The sequence below is a fragment of the Flavobacterium stagni genome, assembly GCF_004122105.1.
Lineage (GTDB): Bacteria > Bacteroidota > Bacteroidia > Flavobacteriales > Flavobacteriaceae > Flavobacterium > Flavobacterium stagni.
This window is the reverse complement of the sequence record NZ_SBKN01000003.1, coordinates 240,717-261,840: the sequence shown is the minus strand read 5'-3', so window position 1 is coordinate 261,840 and position 21,124 is coordinate 240,717. Positions and strand designations below refer to the sequence as shown.

Below are 21,124 nucleotides of genomic sequence, written 5' to 3'. Positions count from 1 at the left end.
GTTTCGATGGAATTTACTTTATTAATAGTCATTATCATTCTTGCTTTAGCATTTGACTACATCAATGGATTCCATGATGCAGCTAATTCTATTGCAACGATTGTAGCGACCAAAGTGTTAACCCCATTTCAGGCGGTACTTTGGGCTGCTTTCTTCAATTTCCTAGCGTATTGGGTTTTTGGATTTGGAGTTGCCGACACGGTAGCTAAAACTGCAAAAACCGACAGTTTGGATTTGACGGTTATTCTAGCGGGGATTATCGCCGCAATAATTTGGAACTTATTAACGTGGTGGAAAGGAATTCCTTCATCCTCATCACACACCTTAATTGGTGGATTTGCAGGGGCAGCGATTGCTCATGGGTTTTCAGGAAAAGTAACCGATTTAGAGCATACAGGATGGGGAATTGTAACCTGGTATAAAGCCCCCAAAGAAGGGGATTTATTACCCAGTGGGGTATTAATTGTGATTTCATTTATCGTATTAGCGCCTTTAGTCGGGATGATTATATCGTACTTCATCTCATTATGGATGATGTATTCCTCACGTAAAGCAATCGGACCTAAAATCTTTACTGTTGCATTAATGACCTTAGTCTTTTGGTTCTTGTTTACTGTGATGAAAGGGTATGATAAAATTGAAAAACCACGATTTGAAAGTCATTTTTGGTCGGTTGTCACTGAACCCCATAACATCAAATGGCTTTTAGTAGCTATCATTTTCTATAGTCTAGCCATTTTCAATTTAGTATTTAGCCGATTCTCAGCCTCTAAAGCAGAATCCATACTAAAACGAATGCAGTTATTATCTTCAGCTTCCTTTAGTTTAGGCCATGGAGGCAATGACTCGCAAAAAGTGATGGGTATTATCGCCGCTGCAGTTGCTGTTTATTTAAATACTACACACCAAGATGTGTTATCAATGCCAGAATGGTTGCAGGTGGTATTGCCTAATGAAGAAAAAGGAATCAAGAGTCAGATGCCCGAATGGATCCCATTAGTATGTTATACTGTCATCGGTTTAGGAACGCTAAGTGGAGGTTGGAAAATTGTGAAAACGATGGGTTCCAAAATCACCAAAGTAAATGCTTTTGAAGGCGTAGTGGCTGAATCTGCGGGAGCTCTGACATTATTCTCTACGGAGCATTTTAAAATTCCCGTTTCTACTACACATACCATTACGGGTTCAATCATTGGTGTAGGTGTAACCAAAAGGGTTTCTGCTGTACGCTGGGGAGTTACCATTAATTTATTGTGGGCATGGATATTAACGATTCCAGTCTCTGCTTTGATGGCCGCAATTACATATTATATTATCAATATTTTTATATAAATATTTATACTTGAGCCGACAGGAATTGTCGGCTTTTTTTGTACCCTTTCCAGAAGGGTTAAGAAACTATTTTCAAATTGTAAACAAATAATTAACTACTAAATCAACAACACAATGAATTTTAAAAAATGGATGCTTTTACTATTCGCATTAATAACGGTGAGTAGTAAAGCTCAAGTAACACTAGAAAAAGTAAAGAAAGATAATGATTTGCGATTATCAACTTTACCCTATTATAATTATGGAAAAGGATTAGGAATTACTACCCCCGATAGTTTATTTCAATTAAATATTCGTTTTCGTATGCAAAATAGAGCTTCTTACATAGATAATGAAGGAGAAACAGGTGGCTACGATTGGCAAATTCGTCGCTTGCGCTTGCGATTCGATGGTTTTGTGGGAAATCCAAAATTTTTATATGCGATTCAATTGTCTTTCGCACCCGGTGATACAGGTCCTTTGGTTGAGGGTGATAATTACAATATTATTCGTGATGCGGTAATCATGTATCGTCCCAATACCCATTGGAATTTTAGTTTTGGACAAACGAAGCTACCTGGAAATCGCCAAAGGGTGAATTCCTCTGGAGCTTTGCAATTAACAGATCGTTCCATTAATAATGCGCGATTTAATATTGATCGTGATTTTGGTTTTCAAATTCATAATTTAAACGAATACAAAGACAAGTTTTCTTATAATGTTAAAGCTGCAGCATCTACTGGTGAAGGCCGTAATACAACCAAAGGTCCAGACTCAGGTCTTGCATTAACTGGTAAAATTGAGTTGTTGCCACTTGGTACATTTACCAAGGATGGAACCAACTTTGAAGGCGACTTGATGCGTGAAAAGAAACCTAAACTTCTATTGTCAGGTGCTTTTCAACAAAATAATCATGCTCAACGCACACAAGGACAATTGGGGGATGATTTGTATGAACAACGAACTTTAAAATCGGTATTATTGGACGGAATGTTCAAATACAAAGGATTCGCTGCCATGACCAGTTATATGTCGCGCACTACCACAAAAAATGCAATTACTTTCAATCCTGACGATTTGACACAATCCAATTATGTGTATGTGGGTAGTGGCTTTGATTATCAATTGAGTTATTTGACAAAATCCAACTATGAAATCATTGCCCGTTATTCATTGCAAAAAGTAGGTAAAGATATTGTTATGAAAACACCCGATACAAAAGAATACACGATCGGACTTACCAAATACTTATGGGAGCATGCTTTTAAATTGCAAACCGAAATAACTTATGACCAATTAAACTATGGAAATGGAAGTGAAAAAGGGAACTGGTATTTCCGTTTTCAAATCGAAATGGGCATTTAAAAAATAGTCGAAAAAAGTCTTGAAATCCGTAAATCGTTCATTTGATTTACGGATTTTTTAACACCTGTTTTTGACAAAAAGGAGTAGTTTTATTAAAAATTAAACCCAATGAAAACAAAATTAGTTGCAATAGTAGGCTTATTGGCTTGTTCGATATCGCTCGCCCAACTGAAAGCGGTTGAATATAAAGATCAATCCCAAGTGTTGAGCGGATTTTCGGGAACTCCCCAAAAAGCGGTAAAAGGAAAACCGGGTATTCTCATTTTACCCGCTTGGATGGGAATTGACACTCATGCCAAAGAATCGGCTGAACAATTACAAAAAATGGGGTACTATACTTTTGTGGCCGATATTTATGGAGTAGACCAACGACCGAAAGATTATAAAGAAGCAGGACAAAAAGCAGGGTATTTCAAAAAGAATATCTTGGAATACCAAAAACGTATTCAATTGGCCTATGATCAACTCATTCAATTGGGTGCAGCCAAAGACAAAATCGTAGTAATGGGCTATTGTTTTGGCGGAACCGGTGCTTTGGAAGCGGCACGTATGAACTTGCCTATCGCTGCGGCGGTTTCATTTCATGGGGGTTTAGGTCGCGACGCTTCACGTACTATTTCACCAATTTCGTCTCGTGTATTAGTGCTTCATGGTGCGGATGATCCATATGTTCCTAAAGAAGAAATTGCGGCTTTTCAAGATGAAATGCGTCAAGCCAAAGCCGACTGGGAAATGGTGTATTATGCCAATGCCGTACATTCCTTTACCGATAAAGGTGCTGGAACGGATAATTCCAAAGGAGCGGCCTACAATGAAAAAGCCGACCAACGCTCTTGGGAAGCGTTCAAACAATTGCTCAACGAATTATTTTTATAAAAAAAGCGGTCAACTGACCGCTTTTTTTATTCTTCTTCTTTTTGTCCCATCATCATGAGATACGCTTTCAAAAACGAATCCAGTTCGCCATTCATTACGGCATCTACATCACTCGTTTCATGTCCGGTACGCACATCTTTCACCAATTTATAAGGGTGCATCACATAGTTCCGAATTTGCGACCCCCATTCGATTTTCATCTTACTCGCTTCAATATCGGCACGTTGTTCCATGCGTTTTTTCAATTCAATCTCATACAATTGCGAACGTAACATTTGCATAGCGCGATCGCGGTTGTCGTGTTGGGAACGGGTTTCCGAACATTGGATTTGAATTCCGGTAGGTTTGTGCAACAATTGCACTTTAGTTTCTACCTTGTTTACATTTTGCCCACCAGCACCACTGGATCGGGCCGTCGTGATTTCAATATCAGCAGGACTAATTTCAATTTCGATTGTATCGTCCACTAAAGGATACACATACACCGAAGCAAACGAAGTATGGCGTTTGGCATTGCTGTCAAAAGGGGAGATGCGCACCAATCGATGCACCCCATTTTCTCCTTTTAAATAGCCAAATGCAAAGTCTCCTTCAAATTCAAGCGTCACCGTTTTAATTCCGGCGACATCACCTTCTTGAAAATTTAATTCCTTGATTTTGTAGCCTTGTTTTTCACCCCACATTAAATACATTCGCATCAACATAGATGCCCAATCACAACTTTCTGTTCCGCCCGCTCCTGCAGTAATTTGCAACACGGCACTCATACTATCACCTTCATCGGATAGCATATTTCGGAATTCTAAATCGTCAATTTGCTGAAAGGCCAAGTCATAAGCAGTATCCAATTCTTCTTCTGAAGCATCGCCATCGCGGAAAAACTCATACGTAATTTGCAATTCTTCACAAAGATTGTTTGCCTTATTAAAATCTTCCACCCATTTCTTTTTGGATCTCAGGTTTTTAACAATAACTTCCGCTTGTTTGGCATTGTTCCAAAAGTTGGGCGCAAAGGTTTTCTCTTCCTCGTTGGTAATTTCGATCAATTTAGCATCGATGTCAAAGATACCTCCTCAACGCACCAAGACGTTCTACAATACCTTTGATTTGTTCGGTATTTGTCATAAATTAATGTAGTTTTGTAGCCGCAAAAGTAAAGCTTCTCACACAGATATGGAAATAAATTTAGTCAGTGATACCGTTACCAAACCCAGCAATGAAATGTTGCAGTATATGTTTCGTGCCAAAGTGGGGGATGATGTCTATAAACAAGATCCTACTGTAAACGAATTGGAGGAATCTGTGGCACATTTATTTGGTATGGAGGCCGCCTTGTTTTTTCCCAGTGGAACCATGGCAAATCAAACAGCGATAAAGTTGCACACCCAGCCGGGAGAGCAAGTGATATGCGATAAATATTCCCATATTTATCATTATGAAGGCGGAGGCGCTTCTTTTAACAGTGGCGTATCTTGTTCGCTGGTAGACGGCACACGCGGACTCATTACGGCTGAACAAGTTCGCGCGCATATCAACGATCCGGAGTTTTACCATGCCCCAAAATCAGCTTTGGTAAGTTTAGAAAATACGACCAACAAAGGCGGTGGTGCTTGTTACGAAATCCTTGAAATGAAGCGAATTAAACAAGTTTGTCTTGAGCATGACTTGAAATACCATTTGGACGGTGCTCGTTTGTGGAATGCTATGGTCGCCAAAAAGCAGCATCCGAAACAATTTGGCGAATTGTTTGACACTATTTCGGTTTGTTTATCCAAAGGTTTGGGTGCTCCTGTAGGTTCCTTGCTTTTGGGTTCGAAAAACGATATGAAACGTGCCTTACGCATTCGAAAAATATTGGGTGGCGGTATGCGTCAAGCCGGATATTTGGCGGCAGCGGGGATGTATGCGTTACAAAATAATATTTTACGTTTGGAAGAAGATCACCAACGGGCACAAGAATTGGGCGCACTTTTAGCGACACTTCCTTGGATTGAAAAAGTAGAACCGATTGAAACCAACATTATCATTTTCTCCGTGCGTAAAACATTGGAAGAAAAATGGGTCATCGACAAATTAAAACAGAAAAACATTCATATCAGTTCGATGGGCCAAGGCAAACTTCGTATCGTTACCCATTTGGATTACAAACAAGTGATGCACAGTTATGTCATGGAACATTTGGCCAAAATGGTGTTCTAAATCTTACTTAAACATATCCATTCCCGGAATGTTGGGCATGCCTTCTTTGGCTACAGCACCCAACTCCGTTTCATTCACTTGTGTGGCTTTGGTGATGGCTTTGTTAAGAACGTTGACTAAGTAATCTTCCAGCATTTCTTTATCATTCAATAACGAATCATCAATTTGTATAGAACGAATAGAACGGTTGGCCGTAATTGTCACGGCTAATAAACCATCCGTACTTTTTTCATCGACTAGAACGGTATCTAATCGTTTTTTTGTGGCTTCCATTTTAGCTTGGGTTTCTTTGATTTTACCCATCATTCCCATTAAATCTCCGAACATAATTTTCAATTTTAAGTGGGCAAAAATAATTATTTCATTGTTAAATTTTTAGTTGAAAAATAAAACTTCATTCCTTGAATATCCCTTTGAACCGCGAGTATCTTTGTGAGATATAAAATTGAACCATGAATAATCCCATTCCGCCTCGCGCTAAAAAAATACCCCATACTTTAGAAATCCATAATCATGTTCGTATTGATGATTATTTTTGGTTAAATGACCGTGAAAATCCGGAGGTAATTGATTATTTGAACCAAGAAAACGCCTATTACAAGGCGATGACAGCACATACGGAAAGTTTTCAAAAGGATTTGTTTGCCGAAATGAAAAGTCGGATCAAAGAAGACGACAGTTCGGTTCCCTACTTTTACAACGGCTATTATTACATTACACGTTTTGAAGCGGGAAAAGATTATCCCATTTATGCCCGAAAAAAAGGTTCGCTAGAAGCAGCAGAAGAATTGTTGTTTGATTGCAATGAAATGGCCAAAGGGCATTCCTATTTTCAAATGTCGGGTTTGAGTGTGAGTGAGGATAACCAATGGATTTCTTTTGGCATAGATACGGTATCCCGTCGTCAATATGTAATTCAAATCAAAAATTTAGTAACCGGAGAAATTCTACCTTATAAAATCGAAAATACAACCGCTGGCGGAACTTGGTCTGCCGATGGGATGTATTTATTTTATTGTAGAAAAGATGATAAAACCCTGCGTGCCGATACGATTTACCGCCATGAAATAGGTACTGATCCTAGCCAAGATGTAAAAGTATATTACGAAAAAGACGATACGTTTGATGTTTCCGTTTATAAGTCAAAATCCAAGAAATACATTATGATAACTTCGGAGAGTACATTGACTTCTGAATACCAATATGTCTTGGCGAGCGAACCTACGGCGCCTTTCACTGTTTTTCAAAAACGTACGCGTGAATTGGAGTATTCGGTGTCGCACTACGGTAATCATTTTTATATCGTAACCAATAAAGATGGAGCGACGAATTTCAAATTAATGAAAACGGAAGAGGGGAAAACGGAAAAAGAATATTGGGTGGATGTGTTGCCGCACCGCGAGGAAGTTTTACTCGAAGGCATAGATATTTTCAAAGATTTTTTAGTGGTATCCGAGCGTTCTGAAGGTTTGAATAAAATTCGAATCATGCGTTGGGATGGGAGTGTAGATTACTATTTGCCTTTCACATCCGAAACCTATATGGCGTATACGACGACCAATTTGGATTTTGACACTACAATCTTAAGGTATGCTTATCAATCCTTAACAACGCCTGCTTCTGTGATTGATTTCGATATGATTACTCAAGAACGAATCGTATTAAAAGAACAAGAAGTTTTAGGTGGAAAATTTGATAAAAATAATTATATCGAAGAGCGCATTTGGGCAACAGCACGTGATGGAGTGCAAGTTCCTATTTCGCTAGTGTATCACAAAAATTGTAAAAAAGACGGCACAAATCCTTTGTTGCAATACGCTTATGGGTCATATGGAGTGAACATCGAACCTTATTTTTCAACGACCCGATTGAGTTTGTTGGACCGCGGATTTATTTACGCTATTGCACATATTCGTGGGGGAGAGGATTTAGGTCGGAAATGGTATGAAGACGGTAAAATGTTGAAAAAAATGAACACGTTTACCGACTTTATCGATTGTTCTCGATTTTTGATTGAAGAAAAATACACTTCTCCAGTGCATTTGTATGCAGAAGGTGGTTCGGCCGGGGGACTTTTGATGGGAGCGGTAATCAATATGAATCCGGAATTGTATTATGGCGTGATTGCTCAAGTACCGTTTGTGGATGTCGTGACCACCATGTTGGATGACACCATACCACTGACAACAGGAGAATATGACGAATGGGGAAATCCGAATGAGAAAGAATATTACGATTACATGTTGGCCTATTCACCATATGATAATGTAAAGGCGCAAAATTATCCCAATTTGTACATTTCTACCGGTTTACACGATTCACAGGTGCAATATTGGGAACCTGCAAAATGGTTAGCCAAATTACGTGATTTAAAAACAGATACTAACTTCTTGTTTTTGGATACCAACATGGATGCGGGGCATGGCGGTGCCTCAGGACGTTTTGAAGCGTTAAAAGAGGTGGCCAAAGAGTTTGCTTTTTTGTTTGATTTGGAAAAAATTAAAAGTTAGTTTAAAATAATTTATTAAATTTGCATGGTTTGGGGATTATCCAATTCGTGCAACGAACCCTGACGCTAATTTATTTTTTATGAAAGAAGAAATAAAAGCCTACAATAACGTCCTTGAGTTGATTGGCAATACGCCGTTAGTTCGACTCAACCGGATAACTGAAAACCTAACAGGTAACTTCTTCGCAAAGGTTGAGGCTTTCAACCCGGGTCATTCCACTAAAGATCGTATCGCGTTATTCATTATTGAAGAAGCAGAGCGTCGTGGGATTTTAAAGCCAGGCGATACCATTATTGAAACTACCTCAGGAAATACAGGATTTAGTTTGGCCATGGTAAGCATCATCAAAGGATACGATTGTATTTTGGCTGTTAGTTCCAAATCTTCAAAAGATAAAATTGACATGTTGCGTTCCATGGGCGCTAAAGTATACGTTTGTCCCGCTCACGTTTCTGCGGACGATGATCGTTCCTACTATTCAGTAGCCAAACGTTTGCATGAAGAAACCAAAGGTTCTGTGTATATCAATCAATATTTTAACGATTTAAATGTTGATGCCCATTACAAAAGTACCGGACCAGAAATTTGGGAACAAACAGGCGGAAAGATTACCCACTTAATTGCTTGTAGTGGAACTGGAGGAACTATTTCGGGTACGGCTCGTTTCTTAAAAGAGAAAAATCCAAATATCCGAATTTTAGGTGTAGATGCTTTTGGTTCAGTGTTGAAAAAATACCACGAAACCAAAGAATTCGATCCCGCTGAAATTTATCCGTATAGAATTGAAGGTTTAGGAAAAAATTTAATTCCTACGGCAACTGATTTCGACGTAATTGACAAATTCATGAAGGTCAGCGACGAAGAAAGTGCACATACGGCTCGTGAAATTGCAAAGCGTGAAGGTTTGTTTGTAGGTTACACTTCGGGTGCTGCCTTTCAAGCCGTAAAACAGTTTGCTGAAGAAGGAGAATTTACTGCAGAAAGTAATGTAGTTATAATATTCCCTGACCACGGTTCGCGCTACATGAGTAAAGTTTTCAGTGATGATTGGATGAAAGATCAAGGATTCTTTGACAGCGTCAACGTAGAAGAAACGCAAAAAGTAGAATTTATAAAATAATAAAAAAGCTCCGATGGTTTTCGGAGCTTTTTTTATTTAAGGTCGGTTCTTTTTTGTTTTAATTCGGATAATATCTTCTAACACAGCGCGTGTTTCATAATTGATAATCTTCAATTGAATGGTATCTTTTTTTGTGGTGAAACCGTCAATGATGTATAATTTTCCATCTTGGATTTTTACATTACTTTTATCAAAATCGACATCCCCATATTGCAGTGTGTTTTTGATATCAATGGTATCTATCCAATCTTCAGCCAATTTTCGTGACGCTTCTAAACTGTACTTTAAAGGTTTGGTGCGGATATTATTCAACACGCGTTCATTAGGGAAATAACTGCAGCGGGCTCCTTTTTTATTAAGAACAAAACCCACAAAAACAGCTCCCAATAACACTCCGAAACTATAGTAGGCAAGGCGTTGATAAAACTTCATAGTAAACTTTTTTACAAAAATAACGAATAGTATAGCTTCCGGAAATTAAAAGACAATTAAATTAATGTCGCTATCGGGTAAATTAAACCAGTCGCCAATCGATTTGTTGGTCAAAATTCCATGGTAATAATATACCCCGTTTTTTAAACCTTTACTGATGCGCAAGGCATTTTCCATACCACCGTCTTCAGCAATTTGCAACAAATAAGGCATAATTATATTACTAATCGACAAAGAAGCGGTTTTGGAATAGCGAGACGGTATGTTGGGTACACAATAATGAATCACATCATTTTTGATGAAGGTTGGTTTTTCATGAGTGGTGATTTCTGAAGTTTCAAAACACCCGCCAGTATCAATACTGACATCTACAATAACAGCCCCTTTTTTCATCAATTCCACCATGGTTTCGGTGACCACTACGGGACAACGATCTTTACCGCGCATGGCTCCAATGGCAACATCACAACGGCGCAAGGCTTTTTGCAGCGCTTTGGGTTCGATCGTAGAGGTAAAAACGCGCTGACTTAAATTGTTTTGTAAACGGCGAAGTTTGGTAATTGAATTGTCAAATACTTTAACATTAGCTCCCAAACCAATTGCAGTTCGCGCCGCAAATTCACCCACGGTCCCTGCACCGATTATCACAACATCTGTTGGGGGAACACCATTAATATTCCCGAATAATAATCCTTTACCAAAGACATTATTAATCATTAATTCGGCGGCAATAAGAATCGAAGCCGTACCTGCAATCTCACTCAATGATTTCACAGCAGGGTAGGATCCGTCTTCATCTTTGATGTATTCAAAGGCCAAGGCGGTTACTTTTTTCTTGGCTAAGGCTTCAAAATATTCTTTTTTTCGGGTTTTGATTTGTAAAGCAGAAATCAAAATGGTTCCTGGTTGAATCATTTCAATTTCAGCTAGGGTAGGCGGTTCCACCTTTAATAGCATCGGGCAGCCGAATACCTTTTGCGGATCGTTCGTAATTTCAGCACCTGCATCGCGATAATCGTTATCGGAATAGCTCGAACTGGCACCAGCTCCCGCTTCAAGTAAGACACGATGGCCATGACTTGTCAGTGAATTTACGGCATCTGGAGTAAGGCAGATTCGTCGTTCCTGATAACTTGTTTCTTTAGGAATCCCAATAAACAATTCACTTTTATGGCGAGCAATTTCGAGTTTTTCCTCTTGTGGAATCAATTGTTCAGGACTGAAAGGCGTCAGTGGCATACCGTATTATTTTTCTTCTAAAGTATAAAAAATCAATCAGACCTGCAACGCCAGTTTTCTTTTTCCGTCGGGTAAAATTTCGATCTGAATTACCGAATGCTTTTCCGGAAGCAAATTCGGAATTTTTTCGGCCCATTCAATAAAGCACCAATGTCCCGAATACAAATATTCGTCAATGCCCATATCCATAGCTTCGGTTTCCGATTTCAAACGATACACATCAAAGTGATACACCAATTGATTGGCATCGGCTTCATATTCATTAACCAACGCAAAGGTCGGACTACTGGTCATATCCTGTACTCCCAATTCTTTGGAAAGCGCTTTGATAAATGTAGTCTTACCAGCCCCCATCATTCCGTTAAAAACGATGACACGTTGGGGATGTTCCGCGACTACTTTTTGAGCAACCTGTTGAATTTCTTGTAGTTCAAAAATAAATTCCATCTTATTTATCTTGGGTTCAAGACGATAAACGGTACAATCATTTCTTCCAAAGAAATTCCGCCGTGTTGATACGTATTGCGGTAATAACTCACATAATGATTGTAGTTGTTTACGTAGGCCAAAAATAAATCGTTTTTCGCAAAAATGAAGGAACTACTCATGTTTATTGCAGGCAAACCTACTTTTTTAGGATCTTTAACTACAAAAACATCTTTGTCTTCATAAGTCAAACTACGACCGGTTTTATAGCGTAAATTAAGACTCGTGTTTTTATCTCCAATAACTTTCGTCGGATTCTTAACATTAATGGTTCCGTGATCGGTGGTGATAATAAGTTTGAATCCTAACTTTTGGGCTTGTTGTATGATTTCGAGAAGTGGCGAATTTTTAAACCAACTCAAGGTTAATGATCGGTAGGCTTTATCGTCAGAAGCCAATTCTTTGACCACATCCATATCCGTTTTCGCATGGGACAGCATGTCCACAAAATTATAAACCACAGTAACCAATTGATTGTCTTTTAATCCGCGGAAGTTTTCGGCCAACTTTTTACCCGATTGAAAATTCGTGATTTTAAAATAATCTTGTTTTAAGTTAAGGCCTAATCGTTTGAGATGCGCTGTTAAAAATTCTGCTTCAAAATTATTTTTCCCACCTTCATCAATATCGTTCTTCCAATATTGTGGAAATTGCTTTTCCATTTCAATAGGGAGCAAACCCGAGAAAATGGCATTTCTTGCATATTGGGTTGCAGTAGGAAGCATAGCAAAGTAGGGGACTTCCTTTTCCACTTTATAATAAGTGTTTACTGATGACTCCATGGCTTTCCATTGATCATAGCGCATGTTATCTATAACAATGAACAATACAGGTTTGTCTTTTTTTACCAATTCGGGAACCACCAATTCACGAAATAAGGTATGCGATAAGATGGGTTTATCTCCTTTGGGATCAAACCAATCTTCGTAATTTCGCTCAATAAACTTCCCAAATTGAAAATTCGCTTCTTGTTTTTGGGATTCCAAAATATTAGTCAAATTAGAGTCTTCAGTATGCTCCAATTCAATTTCCCAAAACAACAATTTTTTATAGACTTCTACCCAATCTTCATAAGAATTGGCCATACCCATATCCATGGCAATTTTTCGAAATTCCTTCTGATAATCCAAGGTTGTCTTTTCAGAAACCAGACGGGAATGATCCAAATTCTTTTTTAAACTTAAAAGAATTTGATTGGGATTAACTGGTTTAATTAAATAATCAGCGATTTTGGAACCAATCGCTTCTTCCATAATATATTCCTCCTCACTTTTGGTGATCATGATTACAGGAGTTGACTTCTTTTCTTTCATTTCTGAAAGGACTTCTAGACCGGATATTCCGGGCATATTTTCATCCAAAAAAACAATATCAAAATTTTGTTCGTTGAATATATCTAAAGCATCTCGACCATTGTTACAGGTGGTGACTTCGTAATTTTTTTTCTCTAAGAATAGGATATGGGGTTTTAACAAATCGATTTCGTCGTCTACCCATAATATTTTAATTGGAGCCATATCTAATTTTTGTGCAATTTACTATAAGTTATAACGCATTTGAAATTTACTTTAGTATTTTTTAGAAAGGGATTTTCGTAAAGAAGATTGCTTTACTATTGGATACGTTAATTTTAGTTAAAATTAGAAATTGACAGTTTTCAATGAGAATTATCAGCAATACATCAATTTTTATATGCTATTTTTGTGAGAAATTAAGTATAAATTAAATAATGACTCGAATATTAAACTATAGAATCACTTTTAAATACATCCCGTTAATTGTATTCATTTCAATACTAGGCACTTATTTTTTAGTTAGTCACTATCAAAATGCTAAAATTGAATCCGAACAATCACTTTCTGAAAATAAAGAGGTACACGTTAAGCGATTAAGTGGATTTAAATACATCAAACCCCTTTTGTTTGTTGATGCTTCCAATGAATCCAGCGAACTCTCATCGGTGAAAAATTCGATTGAAAATGTAATCACTGAATTTAAAAACAAAGGTGTTATCACTTCGGCATCCGTTTATATCAGAGATTATGAACTCAATGGATGGAGCGTCATCAATCCCGACGAACAATACAAACCAGGTTCTCTTTTGAAAATCCCGGAGTTGATTACATTTTTAAAAATGAATGAGAAAAATCCAGGTTTATTAGACAAAAAATACCTTTTCAATCAAGAACTAAAAACAGATAAAAAACCCATTTTTACCACAAAATCAATTCAATTAGGCCACGAATACACTGTTCGTGAACTCTTAAAGTACATGATTGTACATTCGGATAACAATGCCACTTTTATCTTAAATTCAATTATAGATGTGGATGTTTTCAAAAAAGTGTTTACCGATTTGGGATTAAATGCCCCTGATTGGAATGCCTCCGATTACCCAGTAAATGTTAAAGATGTTTCCTTATTTATGCGCGCCCTTTATAATGCTTCTTATTTATCAATTGCAGATTCGGAATATGCTACGTCTTTGTTAACACAATCTGATTTTAAATTAGGTGTAGCGGCAAGTCTTCCCCGAGGTGTAGCCTTTTCACATAAATTTGGAGAAGCGGGTGATGCCGTTGAAAAACAATTGCATGAAACAGCAATTGTTTATGTTGAAGAACGGCCTTATTTGATCACGATTATGACAAAAGGAAATAGTTTTGATACACTTCCCGAAGTAATTAAACAAATTTCAAGTATGGTATACCGTGAGATGACTGCCGATACAACAGCTCTGAAAAATTAATTTTTTTGACTAAAATACCTAGCACAACTATCGTTGTGCTTTTTTTTGGTTTGATATTTGCGGTTTACATTCCATGAAAAATTGGCTTGTATTGATTATTATCATGAAATGTTGTCTTTCTTGTCAACAAAACCCAAAACCGTTAAAAGTAGGCATTATTGCATATACTGGATTTCCGAAATCTTATTGTGACTCGCTACGGTATGCTCTAGAAAATTATTATGGAGTTCAAACGTTTGTATTACCCAGCAAACCCATGCCAAATGCGGCATATACTTCAATAAAATCGCCCAGATATCAAGCGCCAAAAGTCTTAACACTTCAACGTAAACATTTACCGGATACGTTAAACTATGTCATGGGATTTACAACCCAAGATATTTGCATCACAAAAAGGGATGAACAAGGAAAGATAATCAAACCTGAATGGAAATATACTGATTTTGGTATTATGGGCTTGGCTTATCGCCCCGGAAATTCGGCAATTGTTTCAACTTTCCGACTCAAACACACCCGTTCAAAAATAGAACTCGAACGTGCAAAAAAAGTAACCATACACGAATTTGGTCATAACTTAGGATTACCGCATTGTCCAAATCCCCATTGTGTAATGACCGCCGCCAATGAAAAAATAAGTACCATTGACCAGGAATCGTTGTTTTTGTGTGGAGAATGCAAAAAGCAAATTACCCTAAAAGTAAAAGCCTGAATCACTTCAGGCTTTCATTCATAATTTATAATTCATAACTTCTAATAACTGCCATTCAACAATTCCCCACCAATCGTCGACTTCGCTTCTATGCCCAATTTCTTCATCATTTCATAAGTTGTACAAACGGCAGCCGAGGTAACTGGAATACCACATTCGGCTTGAATTTGATCAATCGCTTCCAAAGAAGGCATTTGCACACATGCTGAGGCTACCAAAACATCGACATCGGTCAAATCCAATTGTTTATAAATTTCCAACAAATTCAACGGATTCTGAGCTGCAACTTCGAGGTTGTCCGGAATTTCCAAAGCAATACTCTCTTTGACTTTGATGCCTTGGTGTTCAATATAATCGACTACTTTATCGGTCAACGGACGCATGTAAGGAGTAATAATCGAAATTTGTTTGGCTCCTAATACTTTCAATCCATTTATCAACGCACCCGCCGAAGTCACAATCGGAGTAGGGAAACCATTGGCAATCGTTTCTTGATGCAAATTGACTTCTGAAACACAATGATAGCCGCGTCCCATACTCATAATCGCCACCAAACAAGCATAACCCATCACATCCACGTGAGCATCTGAAAGTTCGATGGCACATTTCAAACTCATGGCATCCATAGCCGCAAGTTCTTCTTGAGTGACTTTTTTCATGCGCATCCGACTGCTATGAAAGGTGAATCGCTCAGGTAAAACGGTCTCACGCGCTCTAAAAATCGCCGGAATTTCGGTTTCCATCGTCACATTCGACGACGGCACAATTTGTCCAATTCTATATTTCTTTGTCATTATTTAATTCTTCAACTGTTTACTGATTACTGAAAACTGGTCACTGTATACTGAAAAGGGCAATGCCTTCGGCCCGGGCTCTCCGCGGTACGCGGTACCTTGCTTCGATCCCTATTGCAGCCCCTGCTTAAATCTCTTTTACGGTATTAATGATCGTACCAATTCCTTCCACGGTAGCTTCCATCACATCACCGTCATACAACCATTCTTGTGGATCGCGACCTGCACCCACACCTGCAGGCGTTCCTGTTGCGATAATGTCACCGGGCTCAATGGTAAAAACGGTACTTAAATCTTCGATTAAGTCATTAATGTTGAATAGCAAGAATTTCGTATTCGAATTTTGTTTTTCAATGCCATTGACTTTCAAACTAAGATTTAAGTTATGCGGATTCTCGATTTCGTCTTTGGTGACTAAAATCGGACCCATAGGCGCAAACGTATCTTGTCCTTTGGATACAATCCATTGCCCTTCACGACGGCAATCCCGAGCAGAAATATCGTTGATAACAGTATACCCAAATACATAATCCATAGCTTCCGCTTTCGGTACATATTTCCCTGTTTTTCCGATAACTACGGCTAACTCGACTTCCCAGTCCAATTGTGAGGTAAGCTTTGTATTTTTAATCACCTCGGTGTTTGTTGCCGTCACTGTAGTAGGTGGTTTTGAAAAGATGATGGGTTTTTGAGGAAGTTTACCAGTCGTATCTAAAGTACGGGCACTTTCTGCCACATGTTCGGTATAATTCAATCCAATACCAATAATATTTTTTCGCGGTCTTGGAATAGGAGCGAGTAAGGTCACTTCTTCAAATGGCACCCCAATTTTTGTGATAAACTCATCTGGAGTATCTGCAATCAAATCGTTGATTTCATCGATAACTTCAATTCCCATATCAATCAAATCAAGCATATCATCGGGCAAAGGAAAATTGGCCACTTCGCCAAAGTCTTCCATATCTATCACTAAATTGTTAAATAAAAACCCCAAGCGCGCTTCGTTGTCTTGGTGGGTGTAGGTAAGTAATTTCATTGTTTTGTAGTTTTCTAAACTATTATTCTTTTATATTTTGATGTCCATTATTTTCATTGTAAACCCGATCTTGGTATAATCCTAATCCTTCAATAACGGGTAAGTCATTGAAATGAAATAAGCAAGCATCTTCCGTTTCAGACGCATTATGATGTTCGTGCCATGCCCATGAAGGTACACAAAAAATATCGCGTTCTTTCCAATCGTAGCGTTTTCCATTAATAATTGAATAGCCGCTTCCTTTGGCGCATTGGTACACAAACGAGCCCGTATGTTTGTGGGCTTTTCCTTTGAATCCTTTGGGTAATAATTGCATGGAGGCGCTCATGGTTTGCATGACATGTCCGCCCGTCAACGGATTGCTGTAGCGCATATGAATACCATCAAACGGATCGATCGGATTTACGTCCAATGCTTCTAACAAAGCAGGATAGACTTTACTCCAGGAATATTTAAATAGGGGAGAATAGGGCTTGTCCCACTGTACATCGGCGGGAATGAGTCCGACACCACTATAGGTTTTCGGCGAATAATTCAACGGAACGTCCAATGGTTGTTTGCCATCAAAAACGGCATAATCATTGGCTTCTAGCGCATTCACTAACGGAATATCCAAACCGTCTTGCCAAATACAAGTTTGCCCGTCGGCTTCTACACCATGCTCGTGCCAGGTGGAGTTGGGCGTGATGACAAAATCGTTGACTTCCAACATAATTTTATTGCCGTCTACCACCGTATAACCTTTATTCCCTTCCATTATAAAACGCAATGCAGAAGCACGATGACGATGTGCTGATGTCGATTCACCGGGACGGGTAACCTGAATTCCGGTATACAACCAACCCACAGCGGCCGAAACGTCTTTGCGTTTGTCATTGACCAAATAGACCACACGTCGACCCGCTTGTTCGGGAGTGACGAGTTCGCTCGATTTGAGTACCAGCGATCGTAAATCGTCGTATTTCCATAACATGGGAACGGAATTGGGTCGCGGCTCCCAAGGTTCGATATCATTGGCAACGGTCCATAAAGCACCGGCGCCTAAGGTTTCTAATTCTTTGTAATACGCTTCGAGTTCGGGCGTATCATTCACGCGGGCTCTACCGTATACATCATCGGAATAGTGTTGCTCTTCCATGGTTTTTTATTTTGGAGACCTAACAGGTTTTTAAAACCTGTTAGGTCTGTATTATTTATTCATTTTCCGTATTATCCACAAAAGTAATCTTTCGCGTTGGTGCCACATTCACCCGCAAATCAAAAATATCAAAACGGTTGTAATGTCCTAAAATATCGTGCATTTGTTTGGGTTGGATGCATTTGGCCAAATCGATTTCGGCATACACAATGCCTTCATCGTCAATTAAGGGGTTACCAATCACTGCACCATTGGGTCCGATGAATCCAGAAAAGGCCGAACTTTTGCGATTCAACAAAGCATCGATATTAGGTACATCCGCTCGCAATGCATCTTTTATTTCTTGAGATATTGTCGAACAAGATACGATGGTAAATAATTTCCCTTCGAAGGAATGGGCAGCCGCCCGAATTTTAATTGCTTCAGCCATGTCATAATCAGGTGGGGCAACGGGAAGCGAAATGTAATTGGCGACATGTACCAATTCGCCTTGTGTTAATAAGGTAAAACGCGCCAAAGTATTGGTGTTTTCACCACAAGCGAGGGTTCCCAGCGGACCCACTTCAGTATCATAAACTTTAAGGGACGAACCATCGCCTGAGGTCCACGTTAATTTTTCAGCCCAGGTAGGGACTAATTTTCGGTGTTTTCCAATAATTTCCCCTTGGTTGTTGATAATTAAGTTGGTGTTGTAAATTTCGCCAAAACTTGTGCCGCGTTCATTGATACCGATGACGACATGCATGTTATAATCGCGTGCTGCTTGATACAAAGGTTGCATTTCTGCATCGTTTACAGCTACCGAATTCCGATACAACTGTTCGTACCATGCGCTGCCTTGAACAGGCGTCATTACCCAATTCCAATACGGATAGCCCGCAATAAAAACTTCGGGAAATGCAATTAATGTAGCACCGTTGTCATGCGCCTCTTTGATAAAACGAATGGCTTTTTCTACTGTTGCGGAAACATTGAGAAAAACGGGTGACGTTTGTACGGTAGCGGCTTTAAATTTTTTAAACTCCATAGTTTTATTGTAAAAAGGGTTGGATTTTTGACCTCATTGTTTCGTTAAAAGCTTCCGAACTGATGCTGTTTCGGTCGTCTGCGATTTTCACATTTACTAAGGTTACTTCGCCTTCAAGCACCGTTTTTTGTTGGGCGTTTTCAAATTTAAAACCACAAAGCATAGACGAATTGCGCAATTCTTTGACCCATAAATGCTTGGTGATGGTTTCTCCAAGGCGGGCCGGACTCTTGAATTGTACTTTTAAATCGACCGTTGGGATGCCATTGGTTTCATGCATCAAATGAAAGGGGCGATCGAGCGCTTCTTCAAACCAATCTTCGACAAGGGCGTTGAGCATTTCGAGAAAACGGGGATAAAAAACAATCCCAGCGTAGTCAATATGTTGGAAACGAATTTTTTCTTCTTTAGTAAAGTAGTTCATTGGTAGTACTTGTTTTAGCCCTGATTGAAGCGGCATCCTCCCGACGTTAGGAGGGAGATACAGCGGAAAGCAGGAAATAGCTCCAAAAATAAAAGCTATTCAAATATACATTAATCTTGATTTTTAAGTTTGAAACGTTGAATTTTTCCCGTTTCGGTTTTGGGCAGCGCCTCCACAAAATGAATCACACGTGGGTATTTATAGGGAGCCGCTACTTCTTTGAACCAGTGCTGAATACGGTTTTTCAATACATCGGATGCTTTAGCTGCATCTTTCAATACTATATAGGCACAAACCAACATCCCACGTTCGTCGTCGGGGAGTCCGACCACCGCGCATTCCGCCACATCTTCATGTCCGATCAACACACTTTCAACCTCAATAGCCGCAATATTGTAGCCTGAGGAAATAATCATGTCGTCGCCACGCGCCACAAACCAATAGTAGCCGTCTTCGTCTTTTCGGAAAACATCGCCCGTAAGATTCCAACCGTATTGCACATACTCGGCTTGTTTTTCGGGACGATTGAGGTATTTGCAGCCTGTGATGCCGCGAACAGCCAAACGACCAGGAGTTCCATCCATGATCTCGGTACCTGATGCATCCACAATCTTGGCTTCATAACCGGTTATGGGTAATCCTGTTGCGCCGGGTTTCATGTTCGTTTCATTTGACGAAATGAAAATGTGCAACATTTCAGTCGCTCCAATACCGTCTATAATTTTAAGTCCGGTCACGTCAAACCAGTCTTGCCAAACTTTCAACGGAAGCGTTTCTCCAGCAGATACGCATTTGCGCAAACTGGAAATATCGTAATCGTTGACTTTAGTTGTAATGACCCGCCAAGCGGTAGGTGCTGTAAAACAAATGGTGATTTTATGGTCTTGAATCGCTTGCAGAAGCAGGTCCGGACTCGGTTTTTCAATTAAAAATGTCGATGCACCGTAATAGAGTGGGAACAGCACCAATCCGCCGAGTCCAAAGGTGAATCCAATGGGCGGACTTCCAATGAAAATATCATCGGCAGTGGGTTGGAGCGAATAGGCAGGAAAAGCTTCACAGATATTGAGAATATCTTTGTGATAATGTGCCGTCATTTTGGGTAAACCTGTGGTTCCCGAGGTAAACCCGATTAATGCTACACTTTCGGAATGGGTGTGGTAATTATCAAAAACGGGGTTGTATTTTGCCATTAAGGCTTCCAATTGGCCGTTTCCAAAATAGCACACCGATTGTAGGTTGTCGCTTTTCACCAAATGCATTTCTTCTTCCAGATCGGCGGCACAAAACGCATGGGAAATTTCGGCACAATCTATTATTGTAGTGAGTTCTTTGGAGCGTAACAAAGGCATTGTGGCTACCACGACTCCGCCGGCTTTGAGAATAGCGAACCAACAAGCGACCATCATGGGCGAATTGGCGGAACGAATCAACACCCGATTTCCGGATTGGAGTTTGAGATCATGCACCAATACTTGCGCAATTTGGTTGCTCTTTTCATACAAGTCTTGGTAAGTCCAATTGGTTTCAAACGTATGCAAACACGGTTGTTTTCCGCGCCCTTCTCGAATGTGCTGGTCCAACAATCGATCGACACAGTTGAGCATTTCAGGTCGTTGAAACTGGGGTATATCCAAAAAGGAATAGCCCGGTTGTGCCGAAAGTTCGGGCAAATGATCATGAGCAAACGTATCGGTGTAGTGTTTCAT

At 39.4% G+C, this 21,124-nt stretch carries 20 protein-coding genes; 8 read left to right on the top strand and 12 right to left on the bottom strand.

Features of this window, described 5'->3' with window-relative positions:
- Positions 1-6: 6 nt before the first annotated feature.
- The 3 genes from EQG61_RS07200 to EQG61_RS07190 all read left to right on the top strand — a co-directional run bounded on the left by EQG61_RS07200 (position 7) and on the right by EQG61_RS07190 (position 3,552).
- Positions 7-1,332, top strand: coding sequence for an inorganic phosphate transporter (locus EQG61_RS07200; RefSeq protein WP_129461244.1), 1,326 nt, complete (start codon positions 7-9; stop codon positions 1,330-1,332).
- A gap of 114 nt (positions 1,333-1,446) precedes the next feature.
- Positions 1,447-2,676, top strand: a complete 1,230-nt coding sequence (locus tag EQG61_RS07195) for a porin (protein ID WP_129461243.1) — start codon at positions 1,447-1,449, stop codon at positions 2,674-2,676.
- Between the two features lie 108 nt (positions 2,677-2,784).
- Positions 2,785-3,552 carry a dienelactone hydrolase family protein gene (locus EQG61_RS07190; RefSeq protein WP_129461242.1) on the top strand — a complete coding sequence of 256 codons (768 nt, stop codon included), beginning with the start codon at positions 2,785-2,787 and terminating at the stop codon, positions 3,550-3,552.
- 26 nt (positions 3,553-3,578) lie between these two features.
- Here EQG61_RS07190 and prfB read toward each other — a convergent pair.
- Positions 3,579-4,677, bottom strand: a protein-coding gene (gene prfB, locus EQG61_RS07185; protein WP_129461241.1) for a peptide chain release factor 2 whose coding sequence is annotated in 2 segments (ribosomal slippage) — positions 3,579-4,613 and positions 4,615-4,677 — 1,098 coding nt in all. Because the reading frame shifts where the segments join, the coding sequence is not laid out codon by codon here.
- A 48-nt stretch (positions 4,678-4,725) separates the two neighbouring features.
- Here prfB and EQG61_RS07180 point away from each other — a divergent pair.
- Positions 4,726-5,751 carry a threonine aldolase family protein gene (locus tag EQG61_RS07180; RefSeq protein WP_129461240.1) on the top strand — a complete coding sequence of 342 codons (1,026 nt, stop codon included), beginning with the start codon at positions 4,726-4,728 and terminating at the stop codon, positions 5,749-5,751.
- 3 nt (positions 5,752-5,754) lie between these two features.
- Here the strand turns inward: EQG61_RS07180 and EQG61_RS07175 are convergent, their stop codons facing one another.
- Positions 5,755-6,078, bottom strand: coding sequence for a YbaB/EbfC family nucleoid-associated protein (locus EQG61_RS07175; RefSeq protein ID WP_129461239.1), 324 nt, complete (start codon positions 6,076-6,078; stop codon positions 5,755-5,757).
- A 125-nt stretch (positions 6,079-6,203) separates the two neighbouring features.
- On the opposite strand from EQG61_RS07175, the gene EQG61_RS07170 reads away from it, so the two are divergent.
- Positions 6,204-8,261 carry a S9 family peptidase gene (locus EQG61_RS07170; RefSeq protein ID WP_129461238.1) on the top strand — a complete coding sequence of 686 codons (2,058 nt, stop codon included), beginning with the start codon at positions 6,204-6,206 and terminating at the stop codon, positions 8,259-8,261.
- A gap of 79 nt (positions 8,262-8,340) precedes the next feature.
- Positions 8,341-9,381 carry a PLP-dependent cysteine synthase family protein gene (locus tag EQG61_RS07165; RefSeq protein ID WP_129461237.1) on the top strand — a complete coding sequence of 347 codons (1,041 nt, stop codon included), beginning with the start codon at positions 8,341-8,343 and terminating at the stop codon, positions 9,379-9,381.
- A gap of 36 nt (positions 9,382-9,417) precedes the next feature.
- Here EQG61_RS07165 and EQG61_RS07160 read toward each other — a convergent pair whose 3' ends face one another.
- Genes EQG61_RS07160 through porX form a run of 4 tightly spaced genes read right to left on the bottom strand, consistent with a single transcriptional unit; the run spans position 9,418 to position 13,055 of the window.
- A complete protein-coding gene (locus EQG61_RS07160) occupies positions 9,418-9,813 on the bottom strand; it encodes a DUF4258 domain-containing protein (protein WP_129461236.1) in 396 nt (131 codons plus the stop codon).
- 45 nt (positions 9,814-9,858) lie between these two features.
- Positions 9,859-11,052, bottom strand: coding sequence for an alanine dehydrogenase (locus EQG61_RS07155; protein ID WP_129461235.1), 1,194 nt, complete (start codon positions 11,050-11,052; stop codon positions 9,859-9,861).
- 36 nt (positions 11,053-11,088) lie between these two features.
- Positions 11,089-11,499 carry a tRNA (adenosine(37)-N6)-threonylcarbamoyltransferase complex ATPase subunit type 1 TsaE gene (gene tsaE / locus EQG61_RS07150; RefSeq protein ID WP_129461234.1) on the bottom strand — a complete coding sequence of 137 codons (411 nt, stop codon included), beginning with the start codon at positions 11,497-11,499 and terminating at the stop codon, positions 11,089-11,091.
- 5 nt (positions 11,500-11,504) lie between these two features.
- A complete protein-coding gene (porX, locus tag EQG61_RS07145; protein ID WP_129461233.1) occupies positions 11,505-13,055 on the bottom strand; it encodes a T9SS response regulator signal transducer PorX in 1,551 nt (516 codons plus the stop codon).
- A 212-nt stretch (positions 13,056-13,267) separates the two neighbouring features.
- Between porX and EQG61_RS07140 the strand changes: the two genes are divergently transcribed.
- Positions 13,268-14,287 (top strand): serine hydrolase, encoded by a 1,020-nt coding sequence (locus EQG61_RS07140; protein WP_129461232.1) that lies wholly within the window; start codon positions 13,268-13,270, stop codon positions 14,285-14,287.
- A gap of 73 nt (positions 14,288-14,360) precedes the next feature.
- Positions 14,361-14,996, top strand: a complete 636-nt coding sequence (locus EQG61_RS07135; RefSeq protein WP_129461231.1) for a matrixin family metalloprotease — start codon at positions 14,361-14,363, stop codon at positions 14,994-14,996.
- Between the two features lie 41 nt (positions 14,997-15,037).
- Here EQG61_RS07135 and EQG61_RS07130 read toward each other — a convergent pair whose 3' ends face one another.
- The 6 genes from EQG61_RS07130 to EQG61_RS07105 all read right to left on the bottom strand — a co-directional run bounded on the left by EQG61_RS07130 (position 15,038) and on the right by EQG61_RS07105 (position 21,124).
- Positions 15,038-15,790 (bottom strand): maleate cis-trans isomerase family protein, encoded by a 753-nt coding sequence (locus EQG61_RS07130; RefSeq protein WP_129461230.1) that lies wholly within the window; start codon positions 15,788-15,790, stop codon positions 15,038-15,040.
- A gap of 127 nt (positions 15,791-15,917) precedes the next feature.
- A complete protein-coding gene (locus tag EQG61_RS07125) occupies positions 15,918-16,826 on the bottom strand; it encodes a fumarylacetoacetate hydrolase family protein (RefSeq protein WP_129461229.1) in 909 nt (302 codons plus the stop codon).
- Positions 16,827-16,848: 22 nt separating this feature from the next.
- Positions 16,849-17,964: a cupin domain-containing protein gene (locus EQG61_RS07120; RefSeq protein WP_129461228.1), complete on the bottom strand. Its 1,116-nt coding sequence runs from the start codon at positions 17,962-17,964 to the stop codon at positions 16,849-16,851.
- Between the two features lie 55 nt (positions 17,965-18,019).
- Positions 18,020-18,991, bottom strand: a complete 972-nt coding sequence (locus EQG61_RS07115) for a carbon-nitrogen hydrolase family protein (RefSeq protein WP_129461227.1) — start codon at positions 18,989-18,991, stop codon at positions 18,020-18,022.
- A 4-nt stretch (positions 18,992-18,995) separates the two neighbouring features.
- Positions 18,996-19,415, bottom strand: coding sequence for an acyl-CoA thioesterase (locus EQG61_RS07110; RefSeq protein ID WP_164974903.1), 420 nt, complete (start codon positions 19,413-19,415; stop codon positions 18,996-18,998).
- Positions 19,416-19,525: 110 nt separating this feature from the next.
- A complete protein-coding gene (locus EQG61_RS07105) occupies positions 19,526-21,124 on the bottom strand; it encodes an AMP-binding protein (protein ID WP_129461225.1) in 1,599 nt (532 codons plus the stop codon).

Bases quoted from the DNA above. Each gene is read 5' to 3' on its own strand.
- EQG61_RS07105 (WP_129461225.1), bottom strand. From the start codon at position 21,124: ATGAAACACTACACCGATACGTTTGCTCATGATCATTTGCCCGAACTT.
- EQG61_RS07140 (WP_129461232.1), top strand. From the start codon at position 13,268: ATGACTCGAATATTAAACTATAGAATCACTTTTAAATACATCCCGTTA.
- EQG61_RS07180 (WP_129461240.1), top strand. From the start codon at position 4,726: ATGGAAATAAATTTAGTCAGTGATACCGTTACCAAACCCAGCAATGAA.
- EQG61_RS07135 (WP_129461231.1), top strand. From the start codon at position 14,361: ATGAAAAATTGGCTTGTATTGATTATTATCATGAAATGTTGTCTTTCT.
- EQG61_RS07155 (WP_129461235.1), bottom strand. From the start codon at position 11,052: ATGCCACTGACGCCTTTCAGTCCTGAACAATTGATTCCACAAGAGGAA.
- EQG61_RS07120 (WP_129461228.1), bottom strand. From the start codon at position 17,964: ATGGAAGAGCAACACTATTCCGATGATGTATACGGTAGAGCCCGCGTG.
- tsaE (WP_129461234.1), bottom strand. From the start codon at position 11,499: ATGGAATTTATTTTTGAACTACAAGAAATTCAACAGGTTGCTCAAAAA.
- EQG61_RS07115 (WP_129461227.1), bottom strand. From the start codon at position 18,991: ATGGAGTTTAAAAAATTTAAAGCCGCTACCGTACAAACGTCACCCGTT.
- EQG61_RS07160 (WP_129461236.1), bottom strand. From the start codon at position 9,813: ATGAAGTTTTATCAACGCCTTGCCTACTATAGTTTCGGAGTGTTATTG.
- EQG61_RS07110 (WP_164974903.1), bottom strand. From the start codon at position 19,415: ATGAACTACTTTACTAAAGAAGAAAAAATTCGTTTCCAACATATTGAC.
- EQG61_RS07195 (WP_129461243.1), top strand. From the start codon at position 1,447: ATGAATTTTAAAAAATGGATGCTTTTACTATTCGCATTAATAACGGTG.
- EQG61_RS07200 (WP_129461244.1), top strand. From the start codon at position 7: ATGGAATTTACTTTATTAATAGTCATTATCATTCTTGCTTTAGCATTT.
- EQG61_RS07125 (WP_129461229.1), bottom strand. From the start codon at position 16,826: ATGAAATTACTTACCTACACCCACCAAGACAACGAAGCGCGCTTGGGG.
- EQG61_RS07175 (WP_129461239.1), bottom strand. From the start codon at position 6,078: ATGTTCGGAGATTTAATGGGAATGATGGGTAAAATCAAAGAAACCCAA.
- EQG61_RS07190 (WP_129461242.1), top strand. From the start codon at position 2,785: ATGAAAACAAAATTAGTTGCAATAGTAGGCTTATTGGCTTGTTCGATA.
- EQG61_RS07170 (WP_129461238.1), top strand. From the start codon at position 6,204: ATGAATAATCCCATTCCGCCTCGCGCTAAAAAAATACCCCATACTTTA.
- porX (WP_129461233.1), bottom strand. From the start codon at position 13,055: ATGGCTCCAATTAAAATATTATGGGTAGACGACGAAATCGATTTGTTA.
- EQG61_RS07165 (WP_129461237.1), top strand. From the start codon at position 8,341: ATGAAAGAAGAAATAAAAGCCTACAATAACGTCCTTGAGTTGATTGGC.
- EQG61_RS07130 (WP_129461230.1), bottom strand. From the start codon at position 15,790: ATGACAAAGAAATATAGAATTGGACAAATTGTGCCGTCGTCGAATGTG.